Source organism: Aeromonas sp. s10 (assembly GCF_040907975.1).
GTDB classification, from domain to species: domain Bacteria; phylum Pseudomonadota; class Gammaproteobacteria; order Enterobacterales; family Aeromonadaceae; genus Aeromonas; species Aeromonas caviae.
Window position 1 is genome coordinate 192,824 of the sequence record NZ_JBFOCV010000052.1, and the last position, 25,302, is coordinate 218,125.

General features: G+C 57.1%; 29 protein-coding genes and 3 pseudogenes. 10 read left to right on the forward strand and 22 right to left on the reverse strand.

Annotated elements, in window-relative coordinates; all coding sequences use genetic code 11:
- Positions 1-3: 3 nt before the first annotated feature.
- The 7 genes and pseudogenes from cyoB (at position 4) to AB5Y59_RS19125 (ending at position 5,922) form a co-directional block, all read left to right on the forward strand.
- Positions 4-1,980 carry a cytochrome o ubiquinol oxidase subunit I gene (gene cyoB / locus AB5Y59_RS19095; protein WP_041211612.1) on the forward strand — a complete coding sequence of 659 codons (1,977 nt, stop codon included), beginning with the start codon at positions 4-6 and terminating at the stop codon, positions 1,978-1,980.
- Positions 1,901-2,596, forward strand: coding sequence for a cytochrome o ubiquinol oxidase subunit III (locus AB5Y59_RS19100; protein WP_080560441.1), 696 nt, complete (start codon positions 1,901-1,903; stop codon positions 2,594-2,596). The genes cyoB and AB5Y59_RS19100 overlap by 80 nt, the downstream gene beginning before the upstream one ends.
- Entirely contained in the window at positions 2,597-2,926 is a 330-nt protein-coding gene (locus AB5Y59_RS19105) for a cytochrome o ubiquinol oxidase subunit IV (RefSeq protein ID WP_010673684.1), read from the forward strand.
- Between the two features lie 8 nt (positions 2,927-2,934).
- A complete protein-coding gene (cyoE, locus tag AB5Y59_RS19110) occupies positions 2,935-3,828 on the forward strand; it encodes a heme o synthase (protein ID WP_010673685.1) in 894 nt (297 codons plus the stop codon).
- A gap of 13 nt (positions 3,829-3,841) precedes the next feature.
- Positions 3,842-3,943, forward strand: a pseudogene (locus AB5Y59_RS19115) (protoheme IX farnesyltransferase); the annotation flags it as partial.
- Between the two features lie 165 nt (positions 3,944-4,108).
- Complete coding sequence (locus tag AB5Y59_RS19120) at positions 4,109-5,470, forward strand: MFS transporter (RefSeq protein WP_048208024.1); 1,362 nt, start codon at positions 4,109-4,111, stop codon at positions 5,468-5,470.
- An 83-nt stretch (positions 5,471-5,553) separates the two neighbouring features.
- A complete protein-coding gene (locus tag AB5Y59_RS19125; protein ID WP_139736972.1) occupies positions 5,554-5,922 on the forward strand; it encodes a DUF1428 domain-containing protein in 369 nt (122 codons plus the stop codon).
- Between the two features lie 163 nt (positions 5,923-6,085).
- Here AB5Y59_RS19125 and tauD read toward each other — a convergent pair whose 3' ends face one another.
- The 6 genes from tauD to AB5Y59_RS19155 form a co-directional block, all read right to left on the reverse strand.
- Positions 6,086-6,937 carry a taurine dioxygenase gene (tauD, locus tag AB5Y59_RS19130; protein WP_052815882.1) on the reverse strand — a complete coding sequence of 284 codons (852 nt, stop codon included), beginning with the start codon at positions 6,935-6,937 and terminating at the stop codon, positions 6,086-6,088.
- A gap of 79 nt (positions 6,938-7,016) precedes the next feature.
- Positions 7,017-7,847 (reverse strand): taurine ABC transporter permease TauC, encoded by an 831-nt coding sequence (gene tauC / locus AB5Y59_RS19135; protein WP_042864156.1) that lies wholly within the window; start codon positions 7,845-7,847, stop codon positions 7,017-7,019.
- Complete coding sequence (tauB, locus tag AB5Y59_RS19140) at positions 7,844-8,611, reverse strand: taurine ABC transporter ATP-binding subunit (protein WP_042014207.1); 768 nt, start codon at positions 8,609-8,611, stop codon at positions 7,844-7,846. The genes tauC and tauB overlap by 4 nt, the downstream gene beginning before the upstream one ends.
- A gap of 16 nt (positions 8,612-8,627) precedes the next feature.
- Positions 8,628-9,602 carry a taurine ABC transporter substrate-binding protein gene (tauA, locus tag AB5Y59_RS19145; RefSeq protein WP_368212527.1) on the reverse strand — a complete coding sequence of 325 codons (975 nt, stop codon included), beginning with the start codon at positions 9,600-9,602 and terminating at the stop codon, positions 8,628-8,630.
- Between the two features lie 275 nt (positions 9,603-9,877).
- Positions 9,878-10,981 (reverse strand): ElyC/SanA/YdcF family protein, encoded by a 1,104-nt coding sequence (locus tag AB5Y59_RS19150; protein ID WP_010673688.1) that lies wholly within the window; start codon positions 10,979-10,981, stop codon positions 9,878-9,880.
- 150 nt (positions 10,982-11,131) lie between these two features.
- A complete protein-coding gene (locus AB5Y59_RS19155) occupies positions 11,132-12,025 on the reverse strand; it encodes a LysR family transcriptional regulator (protein WP_161653013.1) in 894 nt (297 codons plus the stop codon).
- Between the two features lie 100 nt (positions 12,026-12,125).
- Here AB5Y59_RS19155 and AB5Y59_RS19160 point away from each other — a divergent pair, with 100 nt between their 5' ends.
- Positions 12,126-12,614 carry a DMT family transporter gene (locus AB5Y59_RS19160; protein ID WP_203764668.1) on the forward strand — a complete coding sequence of 163 codons (489 nt, stop codon included), beginning with the start codon at positions 12,126-12,128 and terminating at the stop codon, positions 12,612-12,614.
- A gap of 10 nt (positions 12,615-12,624) precedes the next feature.
- A complete protein-coding gene (locus tag AB5Y59_RS19165) occupies positions 12,625-13,059 on the forward strand; it encodes a DMT family transporter (protein ID WP_045524056.1) in 435 nt (144 codons plus the stop codon).
- Between the two features lie 270 nt (positions 13,060-13,329).
- Here the strand turns inward: AB5Y59_RS19165 and AB5Y59_RS19170 are convergent, their stop codons facing one another.
- The 12 genes from AB5Y59_RS19170 to AB5Y59_RS19225 form a co-directional block, all read right to left on the reverse strand.
- Complete coding sequence (locus AB5Y59_RS19170; RefSeq protein ID WP_010673692.1) at positions 13,330-13,572, reverse strand: DUF3297 family protein; 243 nt, start codon at positions 13,570-13,572, stop codon at positions 13,330-13,332.
- A 102-nt stretch (positions 13,573-13,674) separates the two neighbouring features.
- Complete coding sequence (locus tag AB5Y59_RS19175) at positions 13,675-13,854, reverse strand: hypothetical protein (protein WP_113978034.1); 180 nt, start codon at positions 13,852-13,854, stop codon at positions 13,675-13,677.
- A 178-nt stretch (positions 13,855-14,032) separates the two neighbouring features.
- Entirely contained in the window at positions 14,033-14,320 is a 288-nt protein-coding gene (locus tag AB5Y59_RS19180) for a hypothetical protein (protein WP_103260460.1), read from the reverse strand.
- Between the two features lie 156 nt (positions 14,321-14,476).
- The gene (locus tag AB5Y59_RS19185; RefSeq protein ID WP_152551750.1) at positions 14,477-14,935 is read right to left on the reverse strand and encodes a DUF6678 family protein; all 459 of its coding nucleotides are present in this window, start codon (positions 14,933-14,935) and stop codon (positions 14,477-14,479) included.
- A 109-nt stretch (positions 14,936-15,044) separates the two neighbouring features.
- Positions 15,045-15,422 carry a hypothetical protein gene (locus tag AB5Y59_RS19190; RefSeq protein ID WP_324036657.1) on the reverse strand — a complete coding sequence of 126 codons (378 nt, stop codon included), beginning with the start codon at positions 15,420-15,422 and terminating at the stop codon, positions 15,045-15,047.
- Positions 15,423-15,624: 202 nt separating this feature from the next.
- Entirely contained in the window at positions 15,625-16,044 is a 420-nt protein-coding gene (locus AB5Y59_RS19195) for a hypothetical protein (protein ID WP_324036658.1), read from the reverse strand.
- Between the two features lie 302 nt (positions 16,045-16,346).
- A complete protein-coding gene (locus AB5Y59_RS19200) occupies positions 16,347-16,535 on the reverse strand; it encodes a hypothetical protein (RefSeq protein WP_048208017.1) in 189 nt (62 codons plus the stop codon).
- 85 nt (positions 16,536-16,620) lie between these two features.
- Positions 16,621-17,016, reverse strand: a complete 396-nt coding sequence (locus AB5Y59_RS19205) for a DUF2750 domain-containing protein (RefSeq protein ID WP_368212528.1) — start codon at positions 17,014-17,016, stop codon at positions 16,621-16,623.
- A gap of 84 nt (positions 17,017-17,100) precedes the next feature.
- Positions 17,101-17,370: a hypothetical protein gene (locus AB5Y59_RS19210; protein WP_216944447.1), complete on the reverse strand. Its 270-nt coding sequence runs from the start codon at positions 17,368-17,370 to the stop codon at positions 17,101-17,103.
- 156 nt (positions 17,371-17,526) lie between these two features.
- Positions 17,527-18,210: an alpha/beta family hydrolase gene (locus AB5Y59_RS19215; protein ID WP_216944446.1), complete on the reverse strand. Its 684-nt coding sequence runs from the start codon at positions 18,208-18,210 to the stop codon at positions 17,527-17,529.
- 663 nt (positions 18,211-18,873) lie between these two features.
- Positions 18,874-19,350, reverse strand: coding sequence for an SMI1/KNR4 family protein (locus tag AB5Y59_RS19220; RefSeq protein ID WP_368212529.1), 477 nt, complete (start codon positions 19,348-19,350; stop codon positions 18,874-18,876).
- 174 nt (positions 19,351-19,524) lie between these two features.
- The gene (locus AB5Y59_RS19225) at positions 19,525-20,214 is read right to left on the reverse strand and encodes a hypothetical protein (protein WP_368212530.1); all 690 of its coding nucleotides are present in this window, start codon (positions 20,212-20,214) and stop codon (positions 19,525-19,527) included.
- A gap of 81 nt (positions 20,215-20,295) precedes the next feature.
- Here AB5Y59_RS19225 and AB5Y59_RS19230 point away from each other — a divergent pair.
- Positions 20,296-20,606 (forward strand): annotated as a pseudogene (locus AB5Y59_RS19230) (metal-dependent hydrolase); the annotation flags it as partial.
- Positions 20,607-20,714: 108 nt separating this feature from the next.
- Here the strand turns inward: AB5Y59_RS19230 and AB5Y59_RS19235 are convergent.
- The 4 genes and pseudogenes from AB5Y59_RS19235 to AB5Y59_RS19250 form a co-directional block, all read right to left on the reverse strand.
- Complete coding sequence (locus tag AB5Y59_RS19235) at positions 20,715-21,026, reverse strand: hypothetical protein (protein ID WP_139407340.1); 312 nt, start codon at positions 21,024-21,026, stop codon at positions 20,715-20,717.
- Between the two features lie 250 nt (positions 21,027-21,276).
- A pseudogene (locus tag AB5Y59_RS19240) lies at positions 21,277-21,393 on the reverse strand (DUF3297 family protein); the annotation flags it as partial.
- A gap of 180 nt (positions 21,394-21,573) precedes the next feature.
- On the reverse strand, positions 21,574-21,882 hold the full coding sequence (locus AB5Y59_RS19245) for a hypothetical protein (protein ID WP_239053839.1): 309 nt from the start codon (positions 21,880-21,882) through the stop codon (positions 21,574-21,576).
- 109 nt (positions 21,883-21,991) lie between these two features.
- On the reverse strand, positions 21,992-24,451 hold the full coding sequence (locus tag AB5Y59_RS19250) for an SIR2 family protein (RefSeq protein ID WP_368212531.1): 2,460 nt from the start codon (positions 24,449-24,451) through the stop codon (positions 21,992-21,994).
- Between the last annotated feature and the right edge of the window lie 851 nt (positions 24,452-25,302).

Genomic DNA, 25,302 nt, shown 5'->3' on the forward strand with positions numbered 1-25,302 from the left:
TCGATGTTTGGAAAATTGACACTCGAGGCTATTCCGTACCATGAACCCATCATCATGGTCACGATAGCCGGTATCATTCTGGGGGGCCTGGCCATCGCCGGTCTCATCACTTACTACGGCAAGTGGCAATATCTGTGGAAAGAGTGGCTGACCTCGGTCGACCACAAACGCCTCGGTATCATGTATCTCATTCTGGGCATGGTCATGCTGTTGCGTGGCTTTGCCGACGCCGTGCTGATGCGTGGCCAGCAGGTCATCGCCTCCGGGGGTGGCGAAGGCTACCTGAATGCCCATCACTACGACCAGATTTTCACCGCCCACGGCGTCATCATGATCTTCTTCGTGGCCATGCCGCTGGTGATCGGTCTGATGAACATCGTGGTGCCGCTGCAAATCGGTGCCCGTGACGTGGCCTTCCCCTTCCTGAACAACCTGAGCTTCTGGTTCACCGCCGCGGCCGTGGTGCTGATCAACGTCTCCCTCGGGGTCGGTGAATTCGCCCAGACCGGCTGGCTGGCCTATCCGCCCTTGTCGGGGCTGGAGTTCAGTCCCGGGGTCGGGGTCGATTACTGGATATGGAGTCTGCAGATTTCGGGTCTGGGGACCCTGCTGACCGGCGTGAACTTCTTCGCCACCATCATCCGCATGCGTGCCCCTGGCATGACCATGATGCGCCTGCCGGTCTTCACCTGGACCGCCCTGTGTGCCAACATCCTGATCATCGCCTCCTTCCCGATCCTGACCGTCACCATCGCCCTGCTCACCGCAGACCGCTACCTGGGTACCCATTTCTTTACCAATGACATGGGTGGCAACATGATGATGTACATCAACCTGATCTGGGCCTGGGGTCACCCCGAGGTGTACATCCTGGTGCTGCCGGTGTTCGGGATCTTCTCCGAAGTGGTGGCGACCTTCTGCAAGAAGAAGCTGTTCGGTTACACCTCCCTGGTGTGGGCAACCGTGGCGATCACCGTGCTGTCGTTCATCGTCTGGCTGCACCACTTCTTCACCATGGGGTCCGGCGCCAACGTGAATGCCTTCTTCGGCATCACCACCATGATCATCTCCATCCCGACCGGGGTGAAGATCTTCAACTGGCTGTTCACCATGTACCGCGGTCGCATCGAGTTCACCTCGCCCATGCTGTGGACCGTCGGCTTCATCATCACCTTCACCGTGGGTGGCATGACCGGGGTACTGCTCTCCGTGCCGGCCGCCAACTTCGTGCTGCACAACAGCCTGTTCCTCATCGCCCACTTCCACAACGTCATCATCGGCGGCGTGGTGTTCGGCTGCTTCGCCGGTATCACCTACTGGTTCCCGAAAGCGTTCGGCTTCAAGCTGGATGACGTCTGGGGCAAACGTGCCTTCTGGTGCTGGATCACCGGCTTCTTCGTGGCCTTCATGCCGCTCTACGTGCTGGGCTTCATGGGCATGACCCGTCGTGTCAGCCAGAACATCGATCCCGAGTTCCACGGCTGGCTGGTGGTCGCCGCCTGCGGCGCCGGTCTGATTGCCCTGGGCGTGCTGTGCCAGGTCATCCAGATCGTGGTCAGCATCCGCGACCGCGAGAAGAACCGCGACCTGACCGGCGATCCCTGGGGTGGCCGTACCCTGGAGTGGGCGACGTCCTCTCCGCCGCCGTTCTACAACTTCGCCATCGAGCCGAAGGTCACCGGTCTGGACGCCTTCTGGGAAGCCAAGGCTGACGGCAGCGCTTACAAGAAGCCTGCCCAGTATGCCCCCATCCACATGCCGAAGAACTCCGGTGCCGGTGTCATCATCGCCGCCTTCAGCGTGGTGTTCGGCTTTGCCATGATCTGGCACATCTGGTGGATGGCCATCGCCGGCTTCATCGGCATGATCGCCACCTGGATCATCCACAGCTTCAACGACGATGTGGACTACTACGTACAGGTTGACGAGATCGAGCGCATCGAAGGTCAGCATTTCGACAACATCAACAAGGTGGCTTAATTCCATGGCGACTGACGTACTACATCACTCTCACGGTGCCCATGAGGATGGGCACCACGATGCCGGTGCCACCAAGGTATTCGGTTTCTGGATCTACCTAATGAGTGACTGCATCCTGTTCGCGACCCTGTTCGCGACCTATGCGGTCCTGGTCAACGGCACTGCCGGCGGCCCCACCGGCAAGGACATCTTCGAACTGCCGTTCGTGTTCGCCGAAACCATGCTGCTGCTGCTGAGCTCCATCACCTTCGGGTTCGGCATGCTGGCCATGAACAAGAACAAGGTCGCGGCGGTCAACACCTGGCTGTTCGTCACCTTCCTGCTGGGTGCCGGCTTCATCGCGATGGAAATCTACGAGTTCCATCACCTGATCGTGCACGAGGCGGGCCCGGATCGCAGCGGCTTCCTCTCTGCCTTCTTCACCCTGGTGGGGACCCACGGTATCCACGTGACCAGCGGCCTGGTCTGGATCATCGTGATGATGGTGTCGATCACCAAGAAGGGGCTGACCGAGCGCAACCGCACTCGCCTGATGTGCCTGAGCCTGTTCTGGCACTTCCTCGACGTGGTATGGATCTGCGTCTTCACCGTGGTCTATCTGATGGGGGTCATGTAAATGAGTCATTCCGTTGACAATCACGGCGCCAGCCACGGCAGCGTCAAGTCCTACATGATCGGTTTCGTGCTGTCACTCATCCTGACCGCCGTGCCGTTCTGGATGGTGATGGACGGCTCCGCCTCCCACGCCGTGGTGCTCGGCACCGTGGTGGCCATGGCGGTGGTGCAGATCTTCGTACACCTGGTCTACTTCCTGCACATGAACACCTCCTCCGAGGAGCGCTGGAACCTGGTGGCACTGGTCTTTACCGTGCTCATCATCGCCATCGTGGTCGTGGGTTCCCTGTGGATCATGTACAACCTCAACATCAACATGATGGTTCACTGAGCGGGTTGATGATGATGAAGCAATACCTGCAAGTGACCAAGCCGGGCATCATCTTCGGCAACCTCATCTCGGTTATCGGGGGATTCCTGCTGGCCTCGAAGGGGAGCCTGGATGTGCCCCTGTTCATCCTGACCATGGTGGGGGTGTCACTGGTGGTGGCCTCCGGTTGCGTGTTCAACAACTACATCGACCGGGACATCGACTGCATCATGGAGCGCACCAAGAACCGCGCCCTGGTGCGGGGGCTCATCGCCCCCGGTGTCTCCCTCTGGTATGCGACGGCGCTGGGCGTTGCGGGCATTGCACTGCTCTACTTTGCGGCCAATCCGTTGGCCGCCTTGCTGGCGGTGCTGGGCTTCCTGGTTTATGTGGGGGTGTACAGCCTCTACATGAAGCGCCACTCGGTCTATGGCACCCTGGTCGGCAGCCTCTCCGGCGCCGCGCCGCCGGTCATCGGCTACTGCGCGGTGAGCGGGCAGTTCGACTCGGGGGCCCTGATCCTGCTGGCGATCTTCAGCCTGTGGCAGATGCCGCACTCCTATGCGATCGCCATCTTCCGCTTCAAGGACTACCAGGCCGCCAACATCCCGGTGCTGCCGGTGGTGAAGGGGATCCCGGTGGCCAAGCTCCACATCACCCTCTACATCCTGGCGTTCATGGTGCCGACCCTGATGCTGTTCCTCGGCGGCTACGCCGGGTACAAGTATCTGGTGGTGGCCACCGCGGTGAGCGTCTGGTGGCTGGGGATGGCGCTGTCGGGCTACAAGGCGGCGGTGGACGACTCCCTCTGGGCGCGCAAGCTGTTCATGTTCTCCATCGTCACCATTACTTGCCTGAGCGTGATGATGTCGGTGGACTTCCAGCCGGACGCAGCGCCGGTGCTGGTGAGCATGCTGCCCTGACGCTGGAGCTGACATGTTCTCCATCGTCGTCATCATCTTCACCTGCCTGAGTGTGATGATGTCGGTTGACTTCCAGCCGGACGCAGCGCCGGTGCTGGTGAGCATGCTGCCCTGATAGTGTGAACTGCACCCCTGAAATGCATGAAATCCAGAGCCGGGAATCTTCCCGGCTCTGCTATTATGGGCGCCGCCCTGCGAGGGGCATCGCCGATTTATCGGGGGCGGCCGGGCGCCTGTCACCCCTTTCTTTCTCTCTTCTTTTTGACTCATCGAGGCCCTCATGAATGATTTCACCATGACGAGGGGCGAGCGACGCGCGACCTGGGCGCTCGGCTCCGTCTTCTCGCTGCGCATGCTCGGCATGTTTATGGTGCTGCCGGTGCTGACCACCTACGGCATGTCCCTGGCGGGCGCCTCCGAGGCGCTCATCGGGCTTGCCATCGGCATCTACGGCATGACCCAGGCCCTGTTCCAGATCCCCTTCGGCCTGCTCTCCGACAAGGTGGGGCGCAAGCCCCTCATCGTCGGCGGCCTGCTGATGTTTGCTCTTGGCAGCGTCATCGCCGCCCTGAGCGACGCCATCTGGGGGGTCATCGTCGGGCGCGCCCTGCAAGGGAGCGGCGCCATCTCCGCCGCCGTCATGGCGCTCCTGTCGGATCTCACCCGGGAGCAGAATCGCACCAAGGCCATGGCCTTCATCGGGGTGAGCTTTGGCATCACCTTCGCCATCGCCATGGTGACCGGCCCCCTCATCACCCATGCCCTGGGCTTGTCCGGCCTCTTCTGGCTCATCGCCCTGCTGGCCCTGGCCGCCATCGCCATGGTGCTCTGGGTGGTGCCGACCCCGGCGGCCCACCTGCAAAATCGCGAGTCCGCCATGGTGCGAGGCAGCTTTCGTACCGTGCTCACCAACCCTCGCCTGCTCAAGCTCAACCTCGGCATCCTCTGCGTCCACACCCTGCTGATGTCGAGCTTCGTGGCCCTGCCGCCCCTGCTGGAGCGTGCCGGGCTGCCCCGTGACAGCCAGTGGCAGGCCTATCTGGTTACCATGATGATCGCCTTCGTGAGCGTGGTGCCCTTCATCATCTATGCCGAGAAGCACCGCCAGATGAAGCGGGTCTTCATCGGGTGCGTGGTGGTGATGCTGGCCGCCGAGCTGGTGCTCTGGCAGAGCGGCCAGCAGCTGTGGGGTCTGCTCGCCGGGTTGCAGCTCTTCTTCATCGGCTTCAACGTGATGGAGGCACTGCTGCCGTCTCTCATCAGCAAGGAGTCCCCGCCGGGCTACAAGGGCACCGCCATGGGGGTCTACTCCACCAGTCAGTTCCTCGGGGTTGCCATCGGCGGCAGTCTCGGCGGCCTGCTCTACAGCCTGGGGGGTGGCCCCCTGGTGTTTGGCGGTTGCGCCGCCCTGGCCCTCGCCTGGCTCGGGGTGAGCCTCACCATGGCCGAGCCCCCCTATGTGAGCAGCCTGCGCATCGTGCTGCCGGAAGGGGTCGAGGCCACCCCGGCCCTGGAGCAGCGGATCCGCGCCTGCGAGGGGGTAAGCGACGTGCTGCTGGTGCGCGAGGAGCACTCCCTCTACGTGAAGGTGGACAGCAAGCGCCTGACCCGCAGCGATCTGGAGCGGCTGGTCTCGTTGTGATGGCTGGCTGCGCGGGGCGGCGCAGAGCGCGGGCTGATGGGCGGCTGCTATGCTGAGATCCTCACTCACAGGAGGAACCTCTGATGTCATACGTGGACGGATTCGTGCTCGCCGTGCCGACGGCCAACAAGCAGGCCCTGATCGATCATGCGGGGCAGTTTGACCCCATCTTCCTCGAATACGGCGCCACCCGGGTGCTGGAGTGCTGGGGGGACGACGTGCCTCACGGCAAGCAGACCGACTTTTACCGGGCGGTGGCGGCCAGGGAGGATGAAACCGTGGTCTTCTCCTGGGTGGAGTGGCCGAGCAAGGCGGTGCGGGACGACGCCATGGGCAAGATGATGCAGGACCCCAGGATGGACCCCGCCAATCCCCTGCACCAGACCATGCCGTTTGATGGCGCCCGCATGATCTTCGGAGGCTTCAACACCGTGCTGGAGCTCAAGGGCTGAGACTGGCCATCGGGGCTTTTCACCCTGGTGGCCGGAGCGCAAGGGCCGATAGCAACACCCAGGCCCGTCAGCGAGACCCAGGCCCGTCAGATGATGAAAAAGCCCGCCATCCGGCGGGCTTTTTGCTGGGCGTTATCTCATGGTCGCTCTCCATGGGGGACGTTCAGCCCGGGCGCCAGAAGGGCTTGTCCCCGAGAATGGTGGCCCTGTGCATCACTCGGCGGGCCGGCAGGTAGTCGGCATTGGCATAGTGCTGGGTCACCCTGTTGTCCCAGATGGCGATGTCGTTCTCCTGCCAGCGCCAGCGCACCTGAAACTCGGGGCGGGTGATGTGCTCGAACAGAAAGCCGAGCAGGGCCTCGCTCTCTTTGGGGGGCAGCCCGGGCAGCCGGGTGGTGAACCCCTCGTTGACGAACAGGGCCTGACGGCCGCTCACCGGGTGGGTGCGGATCACCGGGTGGCGCAGGGGCGGGTGACGGGCCACGGCCGCCTGCCAGCGCTGGCGCGCCTCCTCGCTGTCATCATGGCGATGGGCCGGGAAGGACTTGGTGAAGTCGTGCTCGGCTTCCAGCCCTGCCAGCAGGGTTTGCAGGGGCGGGGAGAGGGCCGCCAGCGCCGCGATGCCGCTGGCCCAGAGGGTGTCCCCCCCGGTGGGGGGCAGCTGCTTGGCGGCCAGAATGGCCAGTGCCGGGGGCGTCTCGATAAAGGTCACGTCGGTGTGCCAGTTGTCGTTGTCCGGCGGATTGTCATCGTGGGTATCGAGCACGATGATCTCCTCGGCCTCCTCCGTGTGGGGGTAGACGGGGTGGATGTGCAGATCCCCGAAGCGGTTCGCCAGCGCCCGCTGGGCTCGCGGGGTGATGGGCTGGTTGCGAAAGAACAGCACCTGGTATTTGAGCAGGGCGCGATGGAGCTGCTCGAACTGCTCCTGGCTCAGGGGCTCGGCCAGATTGACGCCGGCGATGACGGCGCCGATGTGGGGGCCGAGGGGGGTAATGGTCAACTTGTCGGTCATGGTCTTGCTCCATGTCTGGGGGCGTGAAGGCCCGATACCAATAGGAAAGGGGGGCGAAGGAAAGAGGTCAGCCTGTGGCTCATTGTCCTTCTCCATGCCAGGGGGTGAGCCTGCGCTGCAGGGCGCGCAGTCCCAGTTCCAGTACGAAGGCGATCAGGGCGATCACCAGGATGCCCGCCAGCACCACGTCGGTGGCGAGAAACTCGCCGGCGGATTGCACCATGAAGCCCACCCCCCGGGTGGCGGCGATAAGCTCGGCCGCCACCAGGGTGGACCAGCCCACCCCGAGCCCGATGCGCAGCCCGGTCAGGATGTCCGGCAGGGCCCCTGGCAGGATCACGTGCCAGAGCACCTGGGACCGGGATGCGCCCAGCGCCTGGGCTGCCCGCACTCGCACCGCGTTGGCGCTCTGCACCCCCGCCAGGGTCGCCAGGGCCACGGGCGCGAAGATGGCCAGATAGATGAGCAGCACCTTGGAGGTCTCGCCGATGCCAAACCAGATCACCATGAGTGGCAGGTAGGCGAGCGGCGGCACCGGGCGGTAGAGCTCAATGAGGGGATCCAGCACGCCGCGCACCGTGGGGGAGAGCCCCATGGCGATGCCCACTGTGATGCCAAAGAACGCCGCGGCAGCGAGCGCCACCAGGATGCGCCCCAGGCTGGCCCCCAGGTGTTGCCACAGGGTGGCATCCATAAAGCCCGTTGGGCCTGCGATGGTGATGAGCTGTGCCAGCACCCGCTGTGGGGGCGGCAGGAACAGGGGATCGACCCAGCCGAAGTGGGCCACCAGCCACCACAGGGCCAGCAGCACGATCAGGGTGGCGAGGCTCAGGGTCAGGCGGCGGGACAGGGGCCAGCCCGCTGCCCGTGCGTGGGTGAGATCCCGTTGCCGGGCGAGGGCGAGAGTCATGCAAAGGCCTCCCGCTCTGCGAACACCCGTTCCAGCACGTATTCACGGCGCTCGATGAAGGCCGGATCGGACTTGATGCTGCGGCAGGGCTCCCCGGCGGCGAAGCGGCGACCGAAATCCAGGGTCAGCCGCTCCGTCACCCTCCCGGGGGAGGGGGAGAGCAGCACCAGATCGGTGGCCATGAAGATGGCCTCCTCGATGTCGTGGGTGATGAGCAGCACCTGACGCCGGTGCTCGTGCCACAGGCGCAGCAGCAGAGTCTGCATCTGCTCCCGGGTGAAGGCGTCCAGGGCGCCGAAGGGCTCGTCCAGCAGGAGCAGGCGGGGTTGGGTGGCCAGGGCCCGGGCGATGCCGACCCGCTGGCGCTGGCCGCCGGAGAGCTGCCAGATGGCGCGATCGCCGGCCCCCTCCAGCCCCACCTGACGCAGCAGTGCCTGGGCCTGTTCGGTGCGCTCGGCACTGGGTACGCCCGCCAGCTGCAGGCCGAGGGCCACGTTGTCTCGCACGTTGCGCCAGGGCAGCAGCCCCTCGCTCTGGAACACCACGCCGCGCTCGGCGCCGGGGCCGGTGACCGGCTTGCCCTCAAGGCTTATCTGGCCGTGGTGGCAAGGCTCGAAGCCCGCCACCAGGTTGAGGAGGGTCGTCTTGCCCGAGCCCGAGGGCCCCAGCACCACCATCAGCTCCCCCTCGGACAGGGAGAGGTTGATGTTGTCGAGCACCCGCCTGCCGGCGTACTCGGCGGACACATGAGAGAGCTGCAGCATGGTCGTCTCCTTTGATTTACTGGGCCACGGCTTTCACGAAGCGATCGGTCACGAACTGGCGGTAGTCCGAGGCGGCGTTCGCGACCTTGCCCTGGCTCTCGAGGAAGCGGGCGGTGTCGATGATGGTCTGGTTGACGAGGCGCCCGAGCTCGGCGCTCTGGGCCTTCGCATCGAGGTAGGTGTTGCCCTTCACCAGCGCGGGAACGTCCGCCTCGGGAACGCCGCTCAGCTTGGCCAGCTTGGCGAGGTTGTCCGGCTTGGTGAGCCAGCCGTCGGGGTTGGCCAGGTAGTCGCGCTGGGCGGCCAGGGTGCTGTTCACGAAGGCCTGCACCACTTCGGGGTGGGCCTTGGCAAAGTCCTTGCGCACTACCCAGACGTCCAGGGTCGGCGCCCCCCAGTCACCCACCTGGGCGGAGTCGGTCAGCACCTTGCCCTCCTTGGTGAGCTGGTTGAGGGCGGGGGCCCAGACATAGGCGCCGTCGATGTCGCCCCGCTGCCAGGCGGCGATGATGGCCGGTGGTTGCAGGTTGACGATCTGCAGCGTCGCGGGGTCGACGTTCCAGTGCTTGAGGGCCGCCAGCAGGCTGTAGTGAGTGGTGGAGGTATAGGGCACGGCGATGCGCTTGCCCACCAGGTCTTCGGGTTTTGCGAGCCCCTGCTTCACCACCAGGGCCTCGGACTCCCCGAGCTTGGAGGCGAGCAGGAACACCTCGATGGGCAGATTCTGGCTCGCCGCCACTGCCAGGGGGCTGGAGCCGATGTTGCCTATCTGCACGTCGCCGGAGGCGAGCGCCCGTACCACGCTGGCGCCGCTGTCAAACTTGCGCCAATCCACGGTGGCGCCGCTCTCCCTGGCGAAGCTGTTGTCGGCCTGGGCCACCTTGGCGGGTTCGGCGGAGGTCTGGTAGGCCACGGTGACGTCGAGGGCCTGGGTGGACTGGTCGAGCAGCATGGAGGCCGCGAGCCACAGAGAGATGCCTTTTGCTGTCATGATGCACTTCCTTGTTGGGGGTGTTGGAAGCCACATCTTTATCTGAACATCCCCGAGGGCGAAGGAACGAGAAGGGTGCTCTCATGCCGTTTGGTTCTTAGAAAAAGAACGGTAAATCAATGATCTGATTGAGATATGCCAGAAAGTGGATAGCTTGCTCACCCGCCGTCTATCGGGTGGCTGGCGCAAGGGGCCAAGGGCCAGCCCCCAGGGGGCGCAGTGACTGGCAGGGGGAAGAGAGGAAAAGGCCCCGCCAGGGTGGCGGGGCCGGGGGATCAGCGCTCCACCAGCGGGGCCGAGCGGTAGCTCCACAGGCCATAGGTGCGCAGGGCGTCCCGGTAGATGCCAAGCAGCTCCTCCGGGCTCGCCTTGGCCAGGGCCGAGAGGGGCTTGTCCGGGTAGGCGACGCTGTCGATGCGGATGTTCGCCGGGCCGCTCTGCCAACAGGCGATTTCCAGCAGGGTCTGGCCCCGGCGCACGTGGCTCGCCGAGCTCACCAGGGTGGCGAACTCAATCTCGTGGCGGGCGAGGGCATAGCCGCTGTAGAGGGCGTTCTCCACCGTGCTGGTGGCGTAGTTCTCCTCGATGATACGGGAGCGGTCGATGCCCTTTTTCGCCAGCCAGTCCGCCATCAGCTTGCCCTCGGTCTGGCGGTTCTGGGGCACGCCGCCTGTGAGGATGACGAGGGCCGCCGGATCGGCCTGGGCCAGGGCGCGGGTGGTCTCGAGGCGTCCCAGCAGAATGTCGTGCATGGAGCCGTCGGGATTGAGGGCATAGCCCAGGGTGACGATGGCGCGGCGCCCCTTCTTCTCGCCCCGTCCCTGACGCTCCTTGAGGGGGGTGGCGACCACCCTGTCCACGGTGGCGAACAGCCGCTGCAAGTCGGCGGCGCGACCGGCATTGAGCTCGCCGACCCGCTTGAGGTAGCCATCGGATTTGGCCTGGTTGCCCTTGAAGCGCTGCCAGGTGGCCAGATAGGTGTTGATGTCCAGATCGTCCGGGGCGGCGGTGAGGGCCTGCTCGAACAGGGCGATGGCCCTGTCCACGTTGCCGTTGTAGATCTGGGCGTTGGCCGCCGAGATGAGCAGATCGGTGCGATAGGGCTCGAGCTGGTGGGCCTCCAGCAGCAGGGTGGTCACCTGCTCCATGTTGCTAGGCATCTTGGCGGTGAAGCCCGCATCGGAGACCCGGGCGGGGGAGTGGAAGATGCGGGCGGCGTCTGCCAGCAGCTGATCCACCACCTGGCGCTTGCTGATGAACTGCTCGTAATTCTGCTCCTTTTGCAGGGAGCGCACCGGGGCGGCCCAGGCATCGGATGAGACAACGAGCGGCAGCGTCAGCAGGCTGGTGAGGGTCAGGGCAATCGCGGTTTTCTTCATCATGGGGCTCTCTCTGGGGTGCGGGGCGCGATGCCGTGGCTCGTCCCCTGAATGCTTTTCCAATAAAAACAGATGCTTGGTTTGCTGCTTACTCTACTCCCTTCCCGATGAAAAAAACGTGAACCGTTCCGGTTATCCCGATGGCCCCCCTCAGCGCAGCCCCAGACGCGCCTGCAGGAAGGCCAGCCAGGCCTCCACCTTGGCGGGCAGGTGGCGGCGCTTGGGATAGACGCACCAGATGCCGTGCTCGGGCAGGGCATGGTCTGGCAGGACGGGCACCAGCCGCCCGATGGCGAGATCCCGCGCCACGATGAAGTCCGGCATGTTGCCGATGCCAAGCCCCGCCAGCAGCGCGGTGTGGATGGCATCGCTGTTGTTGACCTCGAAATTGCCCCTGGGGGTGATGGCCACCTCTCCTTCGGGCCCGTGCAGCCGCCACTGGGTGCCGCCGCGAAACAGGGAGTAGAAGAGGCAGTTGTGGCGCTCGAGATCCGCCGGGATGCGGGGCGTGCCGGCCTGCGCCAGGTAGGCGGGGGCGGCGCACAGGGTGCTGAGACAGGGGGCGAGGCGGCGGGCGACCAGGCTCGAATCCTCCAGCTCGCCGATGCGCACCGCCACGTCGAACCCCTCGGCCACCAGATCCTGCCGGGCGTCGCTCATCTCCAGCTGCAACTGCACCTCGGGGTGAAGGGCGAGAAACTCGGGGACAAGGGGGGCGATGTGGCGCCGGCCATAGACCATAGGCACCGTCACCCGCAGCAGGCCGCGGGGGGCCGATTGCAGGGCGCCGATGGCATCTTCCCCGTCGCTGGCCAGGCGCACTGCATGGCGCACCGTCTCGAAGTAGCGCTCCCCCGCCTCGGTGAGGGTGAGGGAGCGGGTGGTGCGATAGAGGAGCTGGCAGCCGAGGGCCTGCTCGAGCTGGCTCACCTTCTTGCTCAGCACCGACTTGCTGAGGCCGAGCTGACGGGCGGCGCCGGAGAAGGTGCCCGACTCCACCACGGCGACGAAGGCGGGGAGCAGGGCGAAGGCTTCCTGGTTCATGTTGTTCTCGATATGGAAACAATGCTGTTCCAGGAGGGTAGATTATCCCCAAATCAAAAACAATTTACCCTGCTCGTCAGTTCAACCAAGGAGCAACCCCATGATCCCCCCGCTTGTTGACCACGGCCCCGGCCGCCCCGCCCTCGGCCAGACACTTGGCCAGACCCTGGGTGCCCTGGCCGCCTTCGCCGCCGGCCTGCTGCTGGCGCTGATGATCGCCCAGAACGGCGCCCTGGCCCGCGCCACCGACCCCTGGCTCGCAAGTTGGCTGGCCCACGGGGTCGGCAGCCTGGTGGCCGGGCTCCTGTGGTGGCTCTCCCCAAGGCCCCCGACGCCGGAGGCGGCCCCGCCCTGGGCCTGGCTCGGCGGTCTGCCGGGGGCGCTCACCGTGGTGCTGGCGGCCCTCTGCCTCAACTCGCCCCTCGGCATGGCGGGCACCCTGGCCCTGCTGCTGCTCGGCCAACTGCTGTTTGGTGCCCTGTGCGATGGCCTCGGCTGGCTCGGACTGGCTCGCCGCCGCCCCTCGGGAAAAGACGCGCTCGCCGCCCTGCTGGTGCTGGCCGGCGCCCTGCTTATCGTGCTGCATTAGGAGAGACACCATGACCCTATTGATCCTGCTGGGACTGCTGAACGGCGTGGCGGTGAGCCTGTCGCGCACCCTCAATGGCCGCCTCGCCAGCGCCCGGGGCGCCATGACGGCGTCGCTGGCCAACCACCTGCTCGGCTTCGGGCTGCTCGGCGCCCTGCTCATCCTCAAAGGGGCACCCTGGGAGCGGCTCGCCGGGCTCGATCCCTGGCTGCTGCTCGGCGGGGTGCTGGGGGCGCTGTTCGTCGCCATCAGCAGTTGGGCCATCGGCCGGATCGGCGCCCTGGCCTGCGCCCTGCTCATCGTCACGGGCCAGCTGGCGGGGGGCGCCCTGCTCGATGCCCTGGCCGGACGGCTGGCCGCGAGCGATCTGCTCGGCATCCTGCTGGTGCTGGCGGGGGCTGCGCTGCAACGCTGGCAGGGCGGCAAGTCGCGTTCCCGAGGGTGAGTGATGCTGTGATGGCCTGGGTAAACCGGCAGGGATGACAGGAGCGCCGCCCTGCCTGGATGCAAAAGGCGGCTCGCCAGCCGGATCAGGGCCCAGATGAAAAGGAAAAGGCGAAAGAAAGGGAGGGAAAGGAAGAAACAGGAAGGTAAAAGAGAACAAAGAGAGAGGCGCCTGTCACCCTGGGCCGCCCTCAACAGCAGAACACCGGCGCAAGGCCGGTGTTCTGAACAGCATGGCGGCGGGCCCGGCGGGGCGCGCGGTCAGGGCCGCTTAGGCGTAGAAAGCCTCGACGGTGCCCTTGACGGTGATCAGCATGGGGTTGCCGTAGCGATCCTTGGCCTTGGGGGAGGGGATCTTCACCCAACCTTCGCTGATGCAGTACTCCTCGACATTGGTGCGCTCCTTGCCGTTTACGCGAATGCCGATCTCGTGCTCGAAGCACTCTGCCACATGGTGCGGGCTGCGCGGGTTGGCCGCCAGACGGTCGGGCAGTGCAGGTTTGTTGTCGCTCATTTTATTTACCTGAGTGTGATAAAAAGTGGGTCATTGTAGGCAATGCCCGTCATGGGCTCAAGGCAGCGTCGGCGCAGCCTTGAGAATCTGTGATGAGGTCGGTCAGGAGGTGCGCCAGGCCTTGAACCTGCCATAGGCGGTGCCAGCCAGAGTGACAAGAAACATGACGGCATAGCTTAAGAGCGGCGGGTCGAAATAGAGATCCTCCGGCAGGCTGCAAAGATAGAGGAAGGCAACCGCCAGAAGCGGTGTCAACAGAAGCTGGATAAGTGTTTTTGTCATGGGGCGATTCACTTACTGGATGCGAAATATGGAGGAGCAGGTGCTTGTCGCGAGCCTTTCGCTGCGTTAATCAGCCATGCCAGTTGGTGTAATTCAACAATGGGTCTTCTTCTTCGGGCACTCTATTTTGTCACGTGCGTGCTATTTTGCGATTCCGGTCTGGCGAGGAGTTGCCTTGTCACTCCGGTAGTTGAGATAACCATGCGACAAACCATTCAGCAGGCATGGAGGCAGACTCTTTATTCAGTGCAACGTGGATATCCCAGTTCGTTTCTACCTCTGCGAGGATGGGCATCACGGCATCAATCTCTGCGGGGGCATCTATATCAGCGTATTTGTTCCAGAAAGCCTCACACCAGTGAGCAATGGACTCATGATGGTGAGGTGCACTTTCTGGATGGGCACCCCATGTCAAAACCTGTTTTACATTGTCTGGCGTAAATGCAAGCTGTATTTCATCGAGCATATTGTTTTACCTGCAACATCAGGTGTGGTGACGATGGTTGATATGTCCAGTAACACAACCCTGTGTAGGGCATGTATTTGCACCAAGACATTCGTCGCTCTTTTTGGGGCGCAAGTCGTTTGCGCAATGCAGAAAAATAAGGGTCAACACAGTACGCTAGTTCGCGCAGTGGTCCTGCCGCTGCGCCTGTAGAGACTGGTTGTGCATGCAGACGAAAACGGGATGGCTCTCTTTTCTCACATAGCCCCAGACCCGGATACCACGCTCCAGCATGGTAAATTTGACACCGGCCTGGCTCGCAATATGAATCGCTTCATCCGTGAAATCTTCAATGCCCGGTGCCAGCAATGCCCCTCTGGAGTGAGCCTGGTATGCCAGGACGTCCAGAAACTCCATGGCCCAGAAGTTGCCCCAATATTGGGCCAGTTCTGGTGTATAGCTCTTGCCATCTTCTGGAAATGTGGAACCATCCAGATCCGTTCGCCGGTATTGGAAGAACCTGTTGCTCTGATGCAGCAACGCAAAAAGACGATTCCATTTGGAATTGTTCGAAACAGACGTCATGCCTGCCTTGATAACATACTCTTTGACGGGCTCTCTATGTCGAATGTCCATCATTATCCTCCAGATCGAATGACACCTTGCCAGGGAAATCTACGCCGCCCTGTCGTGACACGACCCACTAAAACCAGATATTGGTTTGATAAACAACAGGTGTTGTAGATCACCTGTCAAGCGCCATTTTTATAACGCGGTCAAGCAGTTCTTCATCCTCATAGAGCTCGCGGTACGCGGTGAAAGAGAGGTTGCCTTCATTGTACTGTTTTTCAAAGAATACTTTTAAGCGCCATTCGTCGGGATCTGGCTTGTTGAAATCAAAGTCTATTCCACCGACAGAAGCAGTTCGGTATATATCGACACCAACATCATGAGTACGATAGACCCAATGAGTCCCTGGTATGGTCATGCTTCCCCTATGCTCTGGCTCCAATATTTCCTCTGCGGAGGCCAGATGAAAAACACGTACAAGCAGCTCTTCAGCCCACTTCCTTTGTGCATACCATAGCGGAATAAGGTTTCTGATTTTTTCCAGATTGTCCATTTTGCCTTCTCAGATTCTATGTTATGGCGTGTTATATCCAGCGGCGGCGGTCGACATGTATAACAGAAATTTGTTCTGCGGCAGATTCTGTGTTGGGGATTTGGCTGCAATATTGCCCGACCTGTTGGCAAGATGGGGTGTTCAATCCAGACCAGTGAAGGCTATAAGCGTCTTGAATGACAGGCCGACAAGACAAGAGTGATCATGGGAACAACCGCTCATAAAGCTCTTGTTCAAATGGCATGCCAAATGGGCTGGCAGTCACCAGATTCTTGCTGTAGCCATGTTTGTTTCCCTGTGCAATAAACCCCAGTGGCGTACCCTTGACCAACAGGGCGACGGAATGACCGTCAGGCGCCCAACGCAGCTCAATATCGCTTTCGAGGGGTGCATCACCTTCACTACCAGGAACAACAAACTTGAGGATTGCCGGCGGTGCGTTGTTGTCGCAGTGCTCATTCAGATGTTCAGGGGATGGTACCGTATTGAGCAGCCAACAGTCCGCTGCAGGGTAATCAGACCCGGAGTCTGTCATGTAGAGCCAGACCGAAGTCCCTTCATCAGCAAGAATGGCCGCCTTATGGGAAACAGGATATCTTTCGGATAGAAAAAGGGGGTTCATTTTTGATGAGCCTCAGATTGAGAGCATGATCGCACCATCAGATACCAGGTCCTTACCGGGATATCCGAATATGTCTGATGGAAATATATTCATGGTGAGGGATTGATACACGACCTGGATTGCGGTGCAAACATGAACATCAACCAGGAAAATTCATATAGCGCCAGTTCACAGCGATATAATTTGTTTTTTTCAAGCATATTGACTGATTTTTAGAGCCTGCCAAATTGATAAAAATGAATCGCTACATGATCCACCTGTTATCACAGAATTGAAAAAACTCATGGTTAAAGCATGTCTTGTCATTGACTTTCTGTTCTTTTTGGAACCAGAGCCAATATCAATGTTGCAACCGGGCCTAGTAGCAATGAAATAAAAAACCAGGCTAAACCGCTACGATTCTTCCCTTGGGCGAGGACAGCATTGATTAGCATCAATGTCCCCCACCCAACAAAAAACTGCTTGCCGGTTTCAAGGTAGTCTGGGTTCAAAAGATGCTCCTTTTCTTTTATCTGCTGAGGTCCGAGTTCAGGCGCCGTTATGAGAAGCCCGACAGGAATGGGTGACCGCTGACACCTAGTAGTTTACCAGTTCATATGCCAGGGCTGCCGATAACGCTTGTGCCGTCATGGGCACAGCGGCGTCCTGAGGGGTGGGGAATATTGCGAGCGGAACGCCCAGTCTGGACATTTCAGGCAACCACTCGTCCATCAAGTCGTCCAGGCCAATGATCTCAGGTTTCGCCGTTGACCAAGGACCCGTGGCACATGCGCTGGCGTATTCAGGGTGAGGCCAGATGGCAAATGCTGGCTTGCCACAACCATCAATATCGCCAGACACCCAGCCGTCAGATGCACGCAATCCCCAGGCAGACTCCTGGTCTGCGACGCGTTTGATGAAATGCATGACACGCTCTGTCGACGGAAGAGCAAGGACGTTTTGCATTTCCTTTTCAGTGAGTCGGTAGCTCATATTTTCTCAATGGTTAATATAGAACCCGTGGCTGTTTTCAAGTGCCGGTTTTTGGTGAGTGCATGGTTTGCCAACAACTGGCTGCTACAGAGACATCTCAATATTGGCCAGCGCCATTTTCTTTTTTGGATTCCAGTTTAATGGAGTCAATTTTTTATTCCCCCACCATGCGCAATGTTTTGTTTCAACCCATTGATGACGGATCTTGGCACAATGCTCAGGTGTGGAGTGTTGATCATAATCAAAACCTGACTCGGCACCACAACATGCGCAAATATCAAAAGTGGTGCAATTTGACTCATCCAACACGGTTATATCTGTAAAGCCACAGATTGGGCATCCTTCACTTTTCAAGAATACCTCAATAGTAATTAGCCGGAAAGGCGGTAATAATAAAAAGGTGGTCTCATCATCAAAGAAGAACCACCTCTGGTCAATAGGTAGGTGAACTGATTATCCCGCCTGTTTCAAACCGTTCCTGGTCTCTACACATGTATCTGTGTATAAATATCAAGACCGTTTCACCAAACCCGAGTAGTTTTCAATGGCATCAACCAATCGGGTGATGGTGGCATCATCGACAGTGAAATTATGATTCGTATCAAAATAAGAGATCTGAATATTCGCACTGAGAGGGTAGTGATCTTCTATACCCAGACCACCATATTCATCATGAACACCCTGGATAATCAGCATGGGAGTTTGGAGATTGGCCAGATGCTGATAACGTTCTGGCTCATCCTGCGAATCAGGATGTTTGAAAGGGTAGCCCAGGCAAATTATTTTCTTGAGACCCAGTTCATCGGCGATCAATGATGACACCCGTCCACCTGAAGAGCGTGCAAGCACGATGACACGTTCAGCGATACCCTGGCTGCTGATTGTCTTCTTGAGAAAATCACAACGAGATAACACAGCGTTGTCTTTCCTGTGATACAGATAGGAAAAATACGATGGGTGCAAGATACCATAGAGTACCTGTGCCGCCCGAAGATGTAATCGTTCCAGGTGTTTTGGAAGAAGACGGAGCCGTTTTACCCATTTTCTGAATGAAAAAATGAAGCTGGCCGCTGGATCCTCCCAACGAATGTCGACATTGTTTTTTCTCAATCTGGTCAGCAGGGCCTGGTTCAATGCTTCATCTCTTTGCCAATCGTCGCGGCCGACTAAAAGCAGAATTGGAGTCTTGGTCACACTCAGATCTCGATACGATGGAAAAGTCCCGGCTATGTTGCCGGATTGTTGGTCGATATCGAAGCCCTTGCAGTGGTTGAACCTGCATTGAGCGCCATCTTTTTCGAGTCTGGCGCCACAATCCTGGCAAGGCTACCGCCCCTGAGTTCCAGCCCCCAGTTCGCTGCTGTTAACCTGCGAGATAGCAACAATCGCTGTCATGGCCTTCTCCCGAGAGATGGATTGTCGTTTGGCTATCATAAGGGCTCTGATCGGGTCATGGGAAGAGGGGGGGAGAAAAATACTATTAGCTTCAATACATTAGTGAAAGATTATTGTTTTAAGCGGGCTGCTGAGTGAGCAGATGTATGAAAAAAGCCCCTTCGCTCCTGCCGACTTCCGTCGAGCGAGGCGACAACGATGCCGTGATTGGCAACAAGCAGGAAAGCGAAAGGGCGTCGATCTGGCGGGGTGATGCAGCGATTGCAGCTGTATCCCTATGGGAGTCGAAAATCAAAAACGTAGACACCCATCTTTTGTGTTCTGGCTATCCAGCGCCTTGCTCAGCAAGGCGGGTGTGCGATATGTCGGTACTTTTGGCTGTGGGCACATGCTCCCGGCCTCACCTGTTTGCCAGTATGTTAATTGGCGTTACCCTGTCGTTTGCTGGCCCTTGTAAAGCGCCTAGTCATATAAGTACCCCAAACTAACAAAGCTTGAATTGAGCCAATAAAGACAAGAACCTTTATTTTTGACCAAGTTATTCAAGAGCGATGTGAAACTGTATGCGATTATGGGGGAATCACTCGTTGCATGGAGGTCCCAGAAGCTATCGTAACAGTAGCCAAATTGAGAATCCCCGAGATTTATGCTTATTGCTTGTTCAGGGCCATTTCTCGCGATGATATAGAAATCATTGGACATATCATCTTTGGGTATGTCTTGCTCATACCCTTCAGGCAGTATAGATGGATTCGCAGAGATTAATTCTGCTGGTGTCGAGATTTTGAAACAATAGTCACTTGCCTCAAAAAGAATGACACCACCGCAGAGTGAATAAAATTCTTTTAAATCATCTGGAATATCCATGTCAGGAATGTCTGAAGGTGGCAATACCTTGCAGTTTTCCATCTTACCAATCCGTTGGATTAACTCTCTCATTCTCTGGTTTCCTGAACTATCACTGCGCTTGACAGTAATTGGATAATTTGTTTGTATTCACGGTGGTTCCTTGTATGTACAAATTTTCACAAAGTCTTGGGTATACGCTGCCGTCACTTGGATTTACCGTTTTTTATATATGTAGTCTTTTCATCCAGATACCCTTCAAGGTATCTAGAGAATGATTTTGTACAGTTTGTCGTAGTAAAAATCATCAAAGTCAGCAACCGTTTTTAGGGTAAACGGTGCTGGCAAGGTGAATCGTTTCCAGGTTTCCTTGAAGATCTCGTCACCATCTTCTTGCGCATTCTGATTGATGTTCTCCTTTATTAATATTTTCTTGGTCGAGAAGTTGATGCTCGTCACCCGCTCGACGAGGGGGCCGCGGTTTTCACTCATGTCATAGCCAATCAATTCGAAACCGGCGTTCTGATATCTGAATTTGTAAGACCAGTAACCATAACGTCCATGGCCATAGTGGATCTGCAAGATCCCTTTTTCTACGGAGACCCAAAGCTCAGGGGCAAAATAGACACCACCATCTTCATTCTCCGAGGAGAAACAGCTTGGATTATCGAGCGCCAGCTCATAGTGATCCCCCTTATTGAACGCGATGATAAGGCCTCGCCGATTACGATCCAGCTCACCACGGTATTCGTCAACAATGACATTGCGCTTGTCAGTGCCTTTGACGACGATGACCATATCACTCTGGCCATCCTTGTTTAAATCCCCCTCGATTTTCTCAAAGACGACATATCCCTTGGGGACAAAATCGAGCGGATCTTTGGCTTTCAGAGGGGTGCCTTCGGCTAAAACTTGTGCTTGCAACAGCATTAAAAGCAGGAATAACCCTTTTTTCATCACCATTCCGTTTTCGTATGACTCTATGAATGGTGAATGATGCGTAATATGGATACCCATGGCAAGCGTTTTGAGCCACGAATGGAGACGAGCCTACTTGTCCATAGGAATACTCCCAGCATTCCGCCACCGCTCTGGTCTCTCTGCTCTCCCACAGCCTGCTCGACTCGTTTACCACCGGCGGCAAGGGGGTAGGTTGGTTCTGGCCATGGCGTGACGAGCGTTTCTTCGCCCCCTGGCAGATGATCCGGGTCGCCCCCTTCAAGCTGGAGGCCTATCTCACCGCCCGGGATGAAGCGGTGATCCTCTCCGAGCTCTACTGGGTCTGGCTGCCTGGGGTTGTATTGATGCTGGTGTTGATGGGATGGCGGGGGTGGGGCAGGGGACGGTAGGTGGGGGGGGATATATCGTGGTTGAGCAAAAAAATAAAAACTTGGACACCCATTTCTTTTATTCTGGCGATGTGACGTTCAGCTAAGAATAATGGGTGCCCACATTTTTTATGCTTGTCGTTTTGATTTAATTTGAGCAAATGTTATAAGTGTCTGGCAAAATGCCACAACGTCTCCCATCGTTCTAAGAGAATGCAGAGCAGGCCCCCAGTTAGCTGGCTCACCTTCATAATGGTGAACTTGCAACCAACCGCCCTGTCGTGCAGAGTCATGTGTAGAATTTTTAATTTGAAAGGCTATCCCATGCTTTTCTCTAGCTAAATAAACATCGAATTCAGCATCTGTTTCATTACCAGACACTTCATAGCCATATTCTTCACCAATTGACCTGATTAGGTTTTTTGCTAACTGACGATCCATTATTTAATGCCTCTTTGGTTAAAGTTAAAAACAGTGTAATTTTAAAGGAAATCGTACAAAGTCAAATTTAAGTATTCTAGCTATACTACAAAAAACCTAAATAATAAAAATGCTAGGCGGCACTATCCAGACTTAAATTCTTTGTTATGTTTATTTGCATCTCTGATGCCTGAAAAAAACGTGGACACCCATCTTTTTGTGCGCTGGCTATACAGCGCCTTACTCAGAAATGTGGGTGTCCTGATTTTTTGCGCTCCTTGCCGTTCACGCGAATGCCGATCTCGTGCTGGAAGCACTCTGCCACATGGTGCGGGCTGCGCGGGTTGGCCGCCAGACGGTCGGGCAGTGCCGGTTTGTTGTCGCTCATTTTATAGACCTGAGTGTGATAAAAAGTGGGTCATTGTAGGCAATGCCCGCCATGGGCTCAAGGCTGGGTTGCGTCCCATGGGGGTGGACAAGGTCCGGCTACAGTTGCAGCGACGTTCTCAGAAGAGCAGTAGCCCCGACTTTTCTTCTCTAAACTGTATTGCGGTACGTTAGTTTATTTCTATCTGTGAACAACCCTTTCTCTTATGACTTCTTTTATAACTACAGTTTCAAGGTACTGAATTGAGTTGTTTTCTAGGTTTAATGAGACATCACCATACCCTGCTTTTGGTAATTTGTTTTCCCAAATAGCTTCTCCATTTTCAGCTCGTAGACCAAATACATGGCCATTACATCCAGCGATAACGACGCCTTCTTTTTGTAAAATTGACACATGGCCAGAGCCGACCTTAGTCCGCCAGTTTTCTTCACCACTAAATGGACATAGTGAGATGACATTTCCATTTATCCCAACAATCAAAAAGCTCACTGTTATTTACCTGTTTTATTTAGGATTTATCTAGTTGTTCGAGAGTCCTGATTATAATCGTCTAATCAGGCCACTGGGACTACCACATTTATTAGGGTTGATTATGTCCCTATTTCTTGGACACGTGGACATTCTCATTCCCCCTTAGTTGCTCCAGCCCTTTTAAGTGCCGTGCCTTAGCCACTTGTTCTTGTATGGCTAGCACATCGCTAGAGCCAAAATGCTGGATTAGCTCGTCATATACTGTGATTTCGTCTTCTGAACGACCCAACTGACCTAACGTGATGCCTTTGTTGCACAGCGCCTTGGCAACTTGCTCTTGCAGTGCGGGGGCATCACTGGTGCCAAAGCGCCGGATTAGCTCGTCATATGTCGTGATTTCGTCTTCTGAACGACCCAACTGACCTAACGTGATGCCTTTGTTGCACAGCGCCTTGACAACTTGCTCTTGCAGTGCGGGGGCATCACTGGTGCCAAAGCGCCGGATCAGCTCATCATATTCCGTGATTTCGTCTTCTGAACGACCCGACTGACCTAACGTGATGCCTTTGTTGTACAGCGCCTGGGCCACTTGCTCTTGCAGTGCGGGGACATCATTGGTACCAAAGAGTCGGATTAGCTCGTCATATACCGTGATTTCGTCTTCTGAACGACCCAAATGACCTAAACGGATGCCTTTATTGCACAGCGCCTTGGCCACTTGTTCTTGCAGTACGGGAGTATCACTGGTACCAAAGAGCCGGATTAGCTCGTCATATACCGTGAGTGCGTCTTCTGAACGATCCAACTGACCTAACGTGATGCCTTTGTTGCGCAGCGCCCTGGCCACTTGTTCTTGCAGTGCGGGAGTATCACTGGTGCCAAAGAGCCGGATTAGTTCGTCATATACTGTGATTTCGTCTTCTGAACGACCCAACTGACCTAACGTGATGCCTTTGTTGCACAGCGCCTTGGCAACTTGCTCTTGCAGTGCGGGGGCATCACTGGTGCCAAAGCGCCGGATTAGCTCGTCATATACCGTGAGTGCGTCTTCTGAACGACCCAAATGACCTAAACTGAAGCCTTTATTGCACAGCGTCTTGGCCACTTGTTCTTGCAGTACGGGAGTATTACTGGTGCCAAAGAGCCGGATTAGCTCGTTATATACCGTGAGTGCGTCTTCTGAACGACCCAACTGACCTAACGTGACGCCTTTGTTGCGCAGCGCCTTGGCCACTAGCTCTTGCAGGGCGGGGGCATCACTGGTGTCAAAGCGTTGGATTAACTCGTCATATACCGTGATTGCGTCTTCTGCACGAATCAACTGACCTAAATTGAAGCCTTTGTTGAGCTGCGCGCTAGCCACTTGCTCTTGCAGTGCGGGTACTTCACTGGTGCCAAAGTGCTGGATGAGCTCGTCATAAACATTGATCTCTTGTGCAAGACTGGTTTGTTTAAGCGCCCAGTTGAAATAGGCTTTGGCAACCCAAACTTCTTCAGTAATATCTTTAGGCCTGACCTGTTTGGATAGTTTGATAATATCCTGATATTTGCCTTGTAAGAACAACTCAAGATAATTTGGTCGTCGTGCATGATGCTCTACTTTTTGTGCTTGCATGAGGCGCTGCCGTAGTTCTTGCAAAATATCTTCGGCTGCTATGGAAACTGATTGGCTATCGTCTAATTTAACATCTGGACGGACTGTATTTTCATTATGATGTTGTGGATAATCAGTGACTGCATCGAGTTCTTCGAGCAAGTGAGCATATGGATCAGTAATAATCATTGGAGGAAAGCAATCTAGCTGCTGCGCTAGTTCGATCAAGAATGAATCTGCTCGATTTGCACAGCTCATATAGTAAGCTAGGCTCGTTTTTAAAATAGAGTCAGAAATATGTGTGGGCGCTTGCTCCGGCATATCTACCCAAAAAAGTCTATGCTGGCCTGAAAAATGATTTTTAATCTGTGGAAAGAAAGCATCTGCCTGCCCGCTGTAACCAATAAATAACGCTGGTGATTCATTCAGTGTCGCGCAAACAAACTGACTCAATTGTGCTGCATGTTCAGCCGTTTCTTGATCGGAATTAAGCTGGGCGAAGCCGTGACTTTGTCCGTGCAGATGAACAACCGCAGGATTATCAATCAAGTGGTATAAATTTAAATTGGCAGCTGTAAAGTCATAAGTAGCGGGGTACAAACCCAATAAGCCACAGCTGCGTGCCAGCAAATTATCGAAGTTAAAGGTCAAAACACGTCCGATATAGCCTGCACGAAGTAAGCATGCCAAGGCAATATGCGCCCAATTTATCTTTGCCTCGTCAATATAACTTTTTAGAAATCTTCTACGATCATCGCGCCCAATCTGCGCCATGCACTTGCCGTAGTCTTCGCGATCGGCCCCCAGTAGCAATTTAAGCTCAGTCTTAAAACATAGATGCATTTCTGCGATCAGTTTTTTTGCTAGTGGAATCCCTGCTGTAAAAGAACAACCCGCCCCAGTGAAGAATACAAATGGCTTATTGCTCTCCTTAGCTTTACGCATAAACTCAGCTAAGTCAGATATATTATATTGTGGTGGCATATTATCCATTTTGTTAAAGCCTTATTTTAATTATGTGCTGTCATATAGCGAACCCTCTACAAACTGAGTCATACCTTGCTGCATTGACCAGCAATCGCTTTCACAGCGCTCTTTTGAGAGATGGGTTGTTTTGTGGCTATCATAAGGGGCCGGATTGAGACATGAAAAGAGGAAGTTGATAGAAACCTGAGCAGGTTCAAGCAATTGGTGCGCTACTGCTGTTTAAGTGAGTTGTTGGGTTAGTGGATAGTACGGAAGTTCCCCTCACCCCAACCCTCTCCCAAGGGGAGAGGGAGCATGTCTGCTGTTAGACGGGGCTGTGGGTTAGCACGGTTTTGATCCCCCTCTTGTTCGCTGAGGCGAGTCCTCTTGTCCAGGCCGCGAGGCAGGATGCCGAGCGAGCGGCGTTGGGCCATGGGCAAAATCGGGAAAGGGCGAGCACAGATCGACCCGATTTGGCGCGAGAACATGGATGTTCGAAGCGGGCTTTGGGCGAAGCCATGGATGGCGGAGGCCAAAGGCCCATCGGCGCGTGCCGTTGGACAAGAGGGGGAAACGAAGGTACCCGACGTCAGTCGGGCGAATAAGCGGGGGTGGCCGCTCGATTGGTGACTTTTCTTTGGCCACGCAAAGAAAAGTCATTCGCCCTGGCCCGAAGGGCGGGCGAAACCCTGTCGAGGGCAGCGCCCTCGTGTCCTGCGTGGCGAAGCCGCGCCATAGCATCAGCATCAATTCCGCGAACGTCTGATTACGCTTCGCTAATCAGACCTACAAGGGTGGCACCAACCAGGGATGGTGGATAACAAAAGGGAGCCCGCTTGGGCTCCTTTGCTTGTCATGGGGGTGGGCGTTTGACTGAA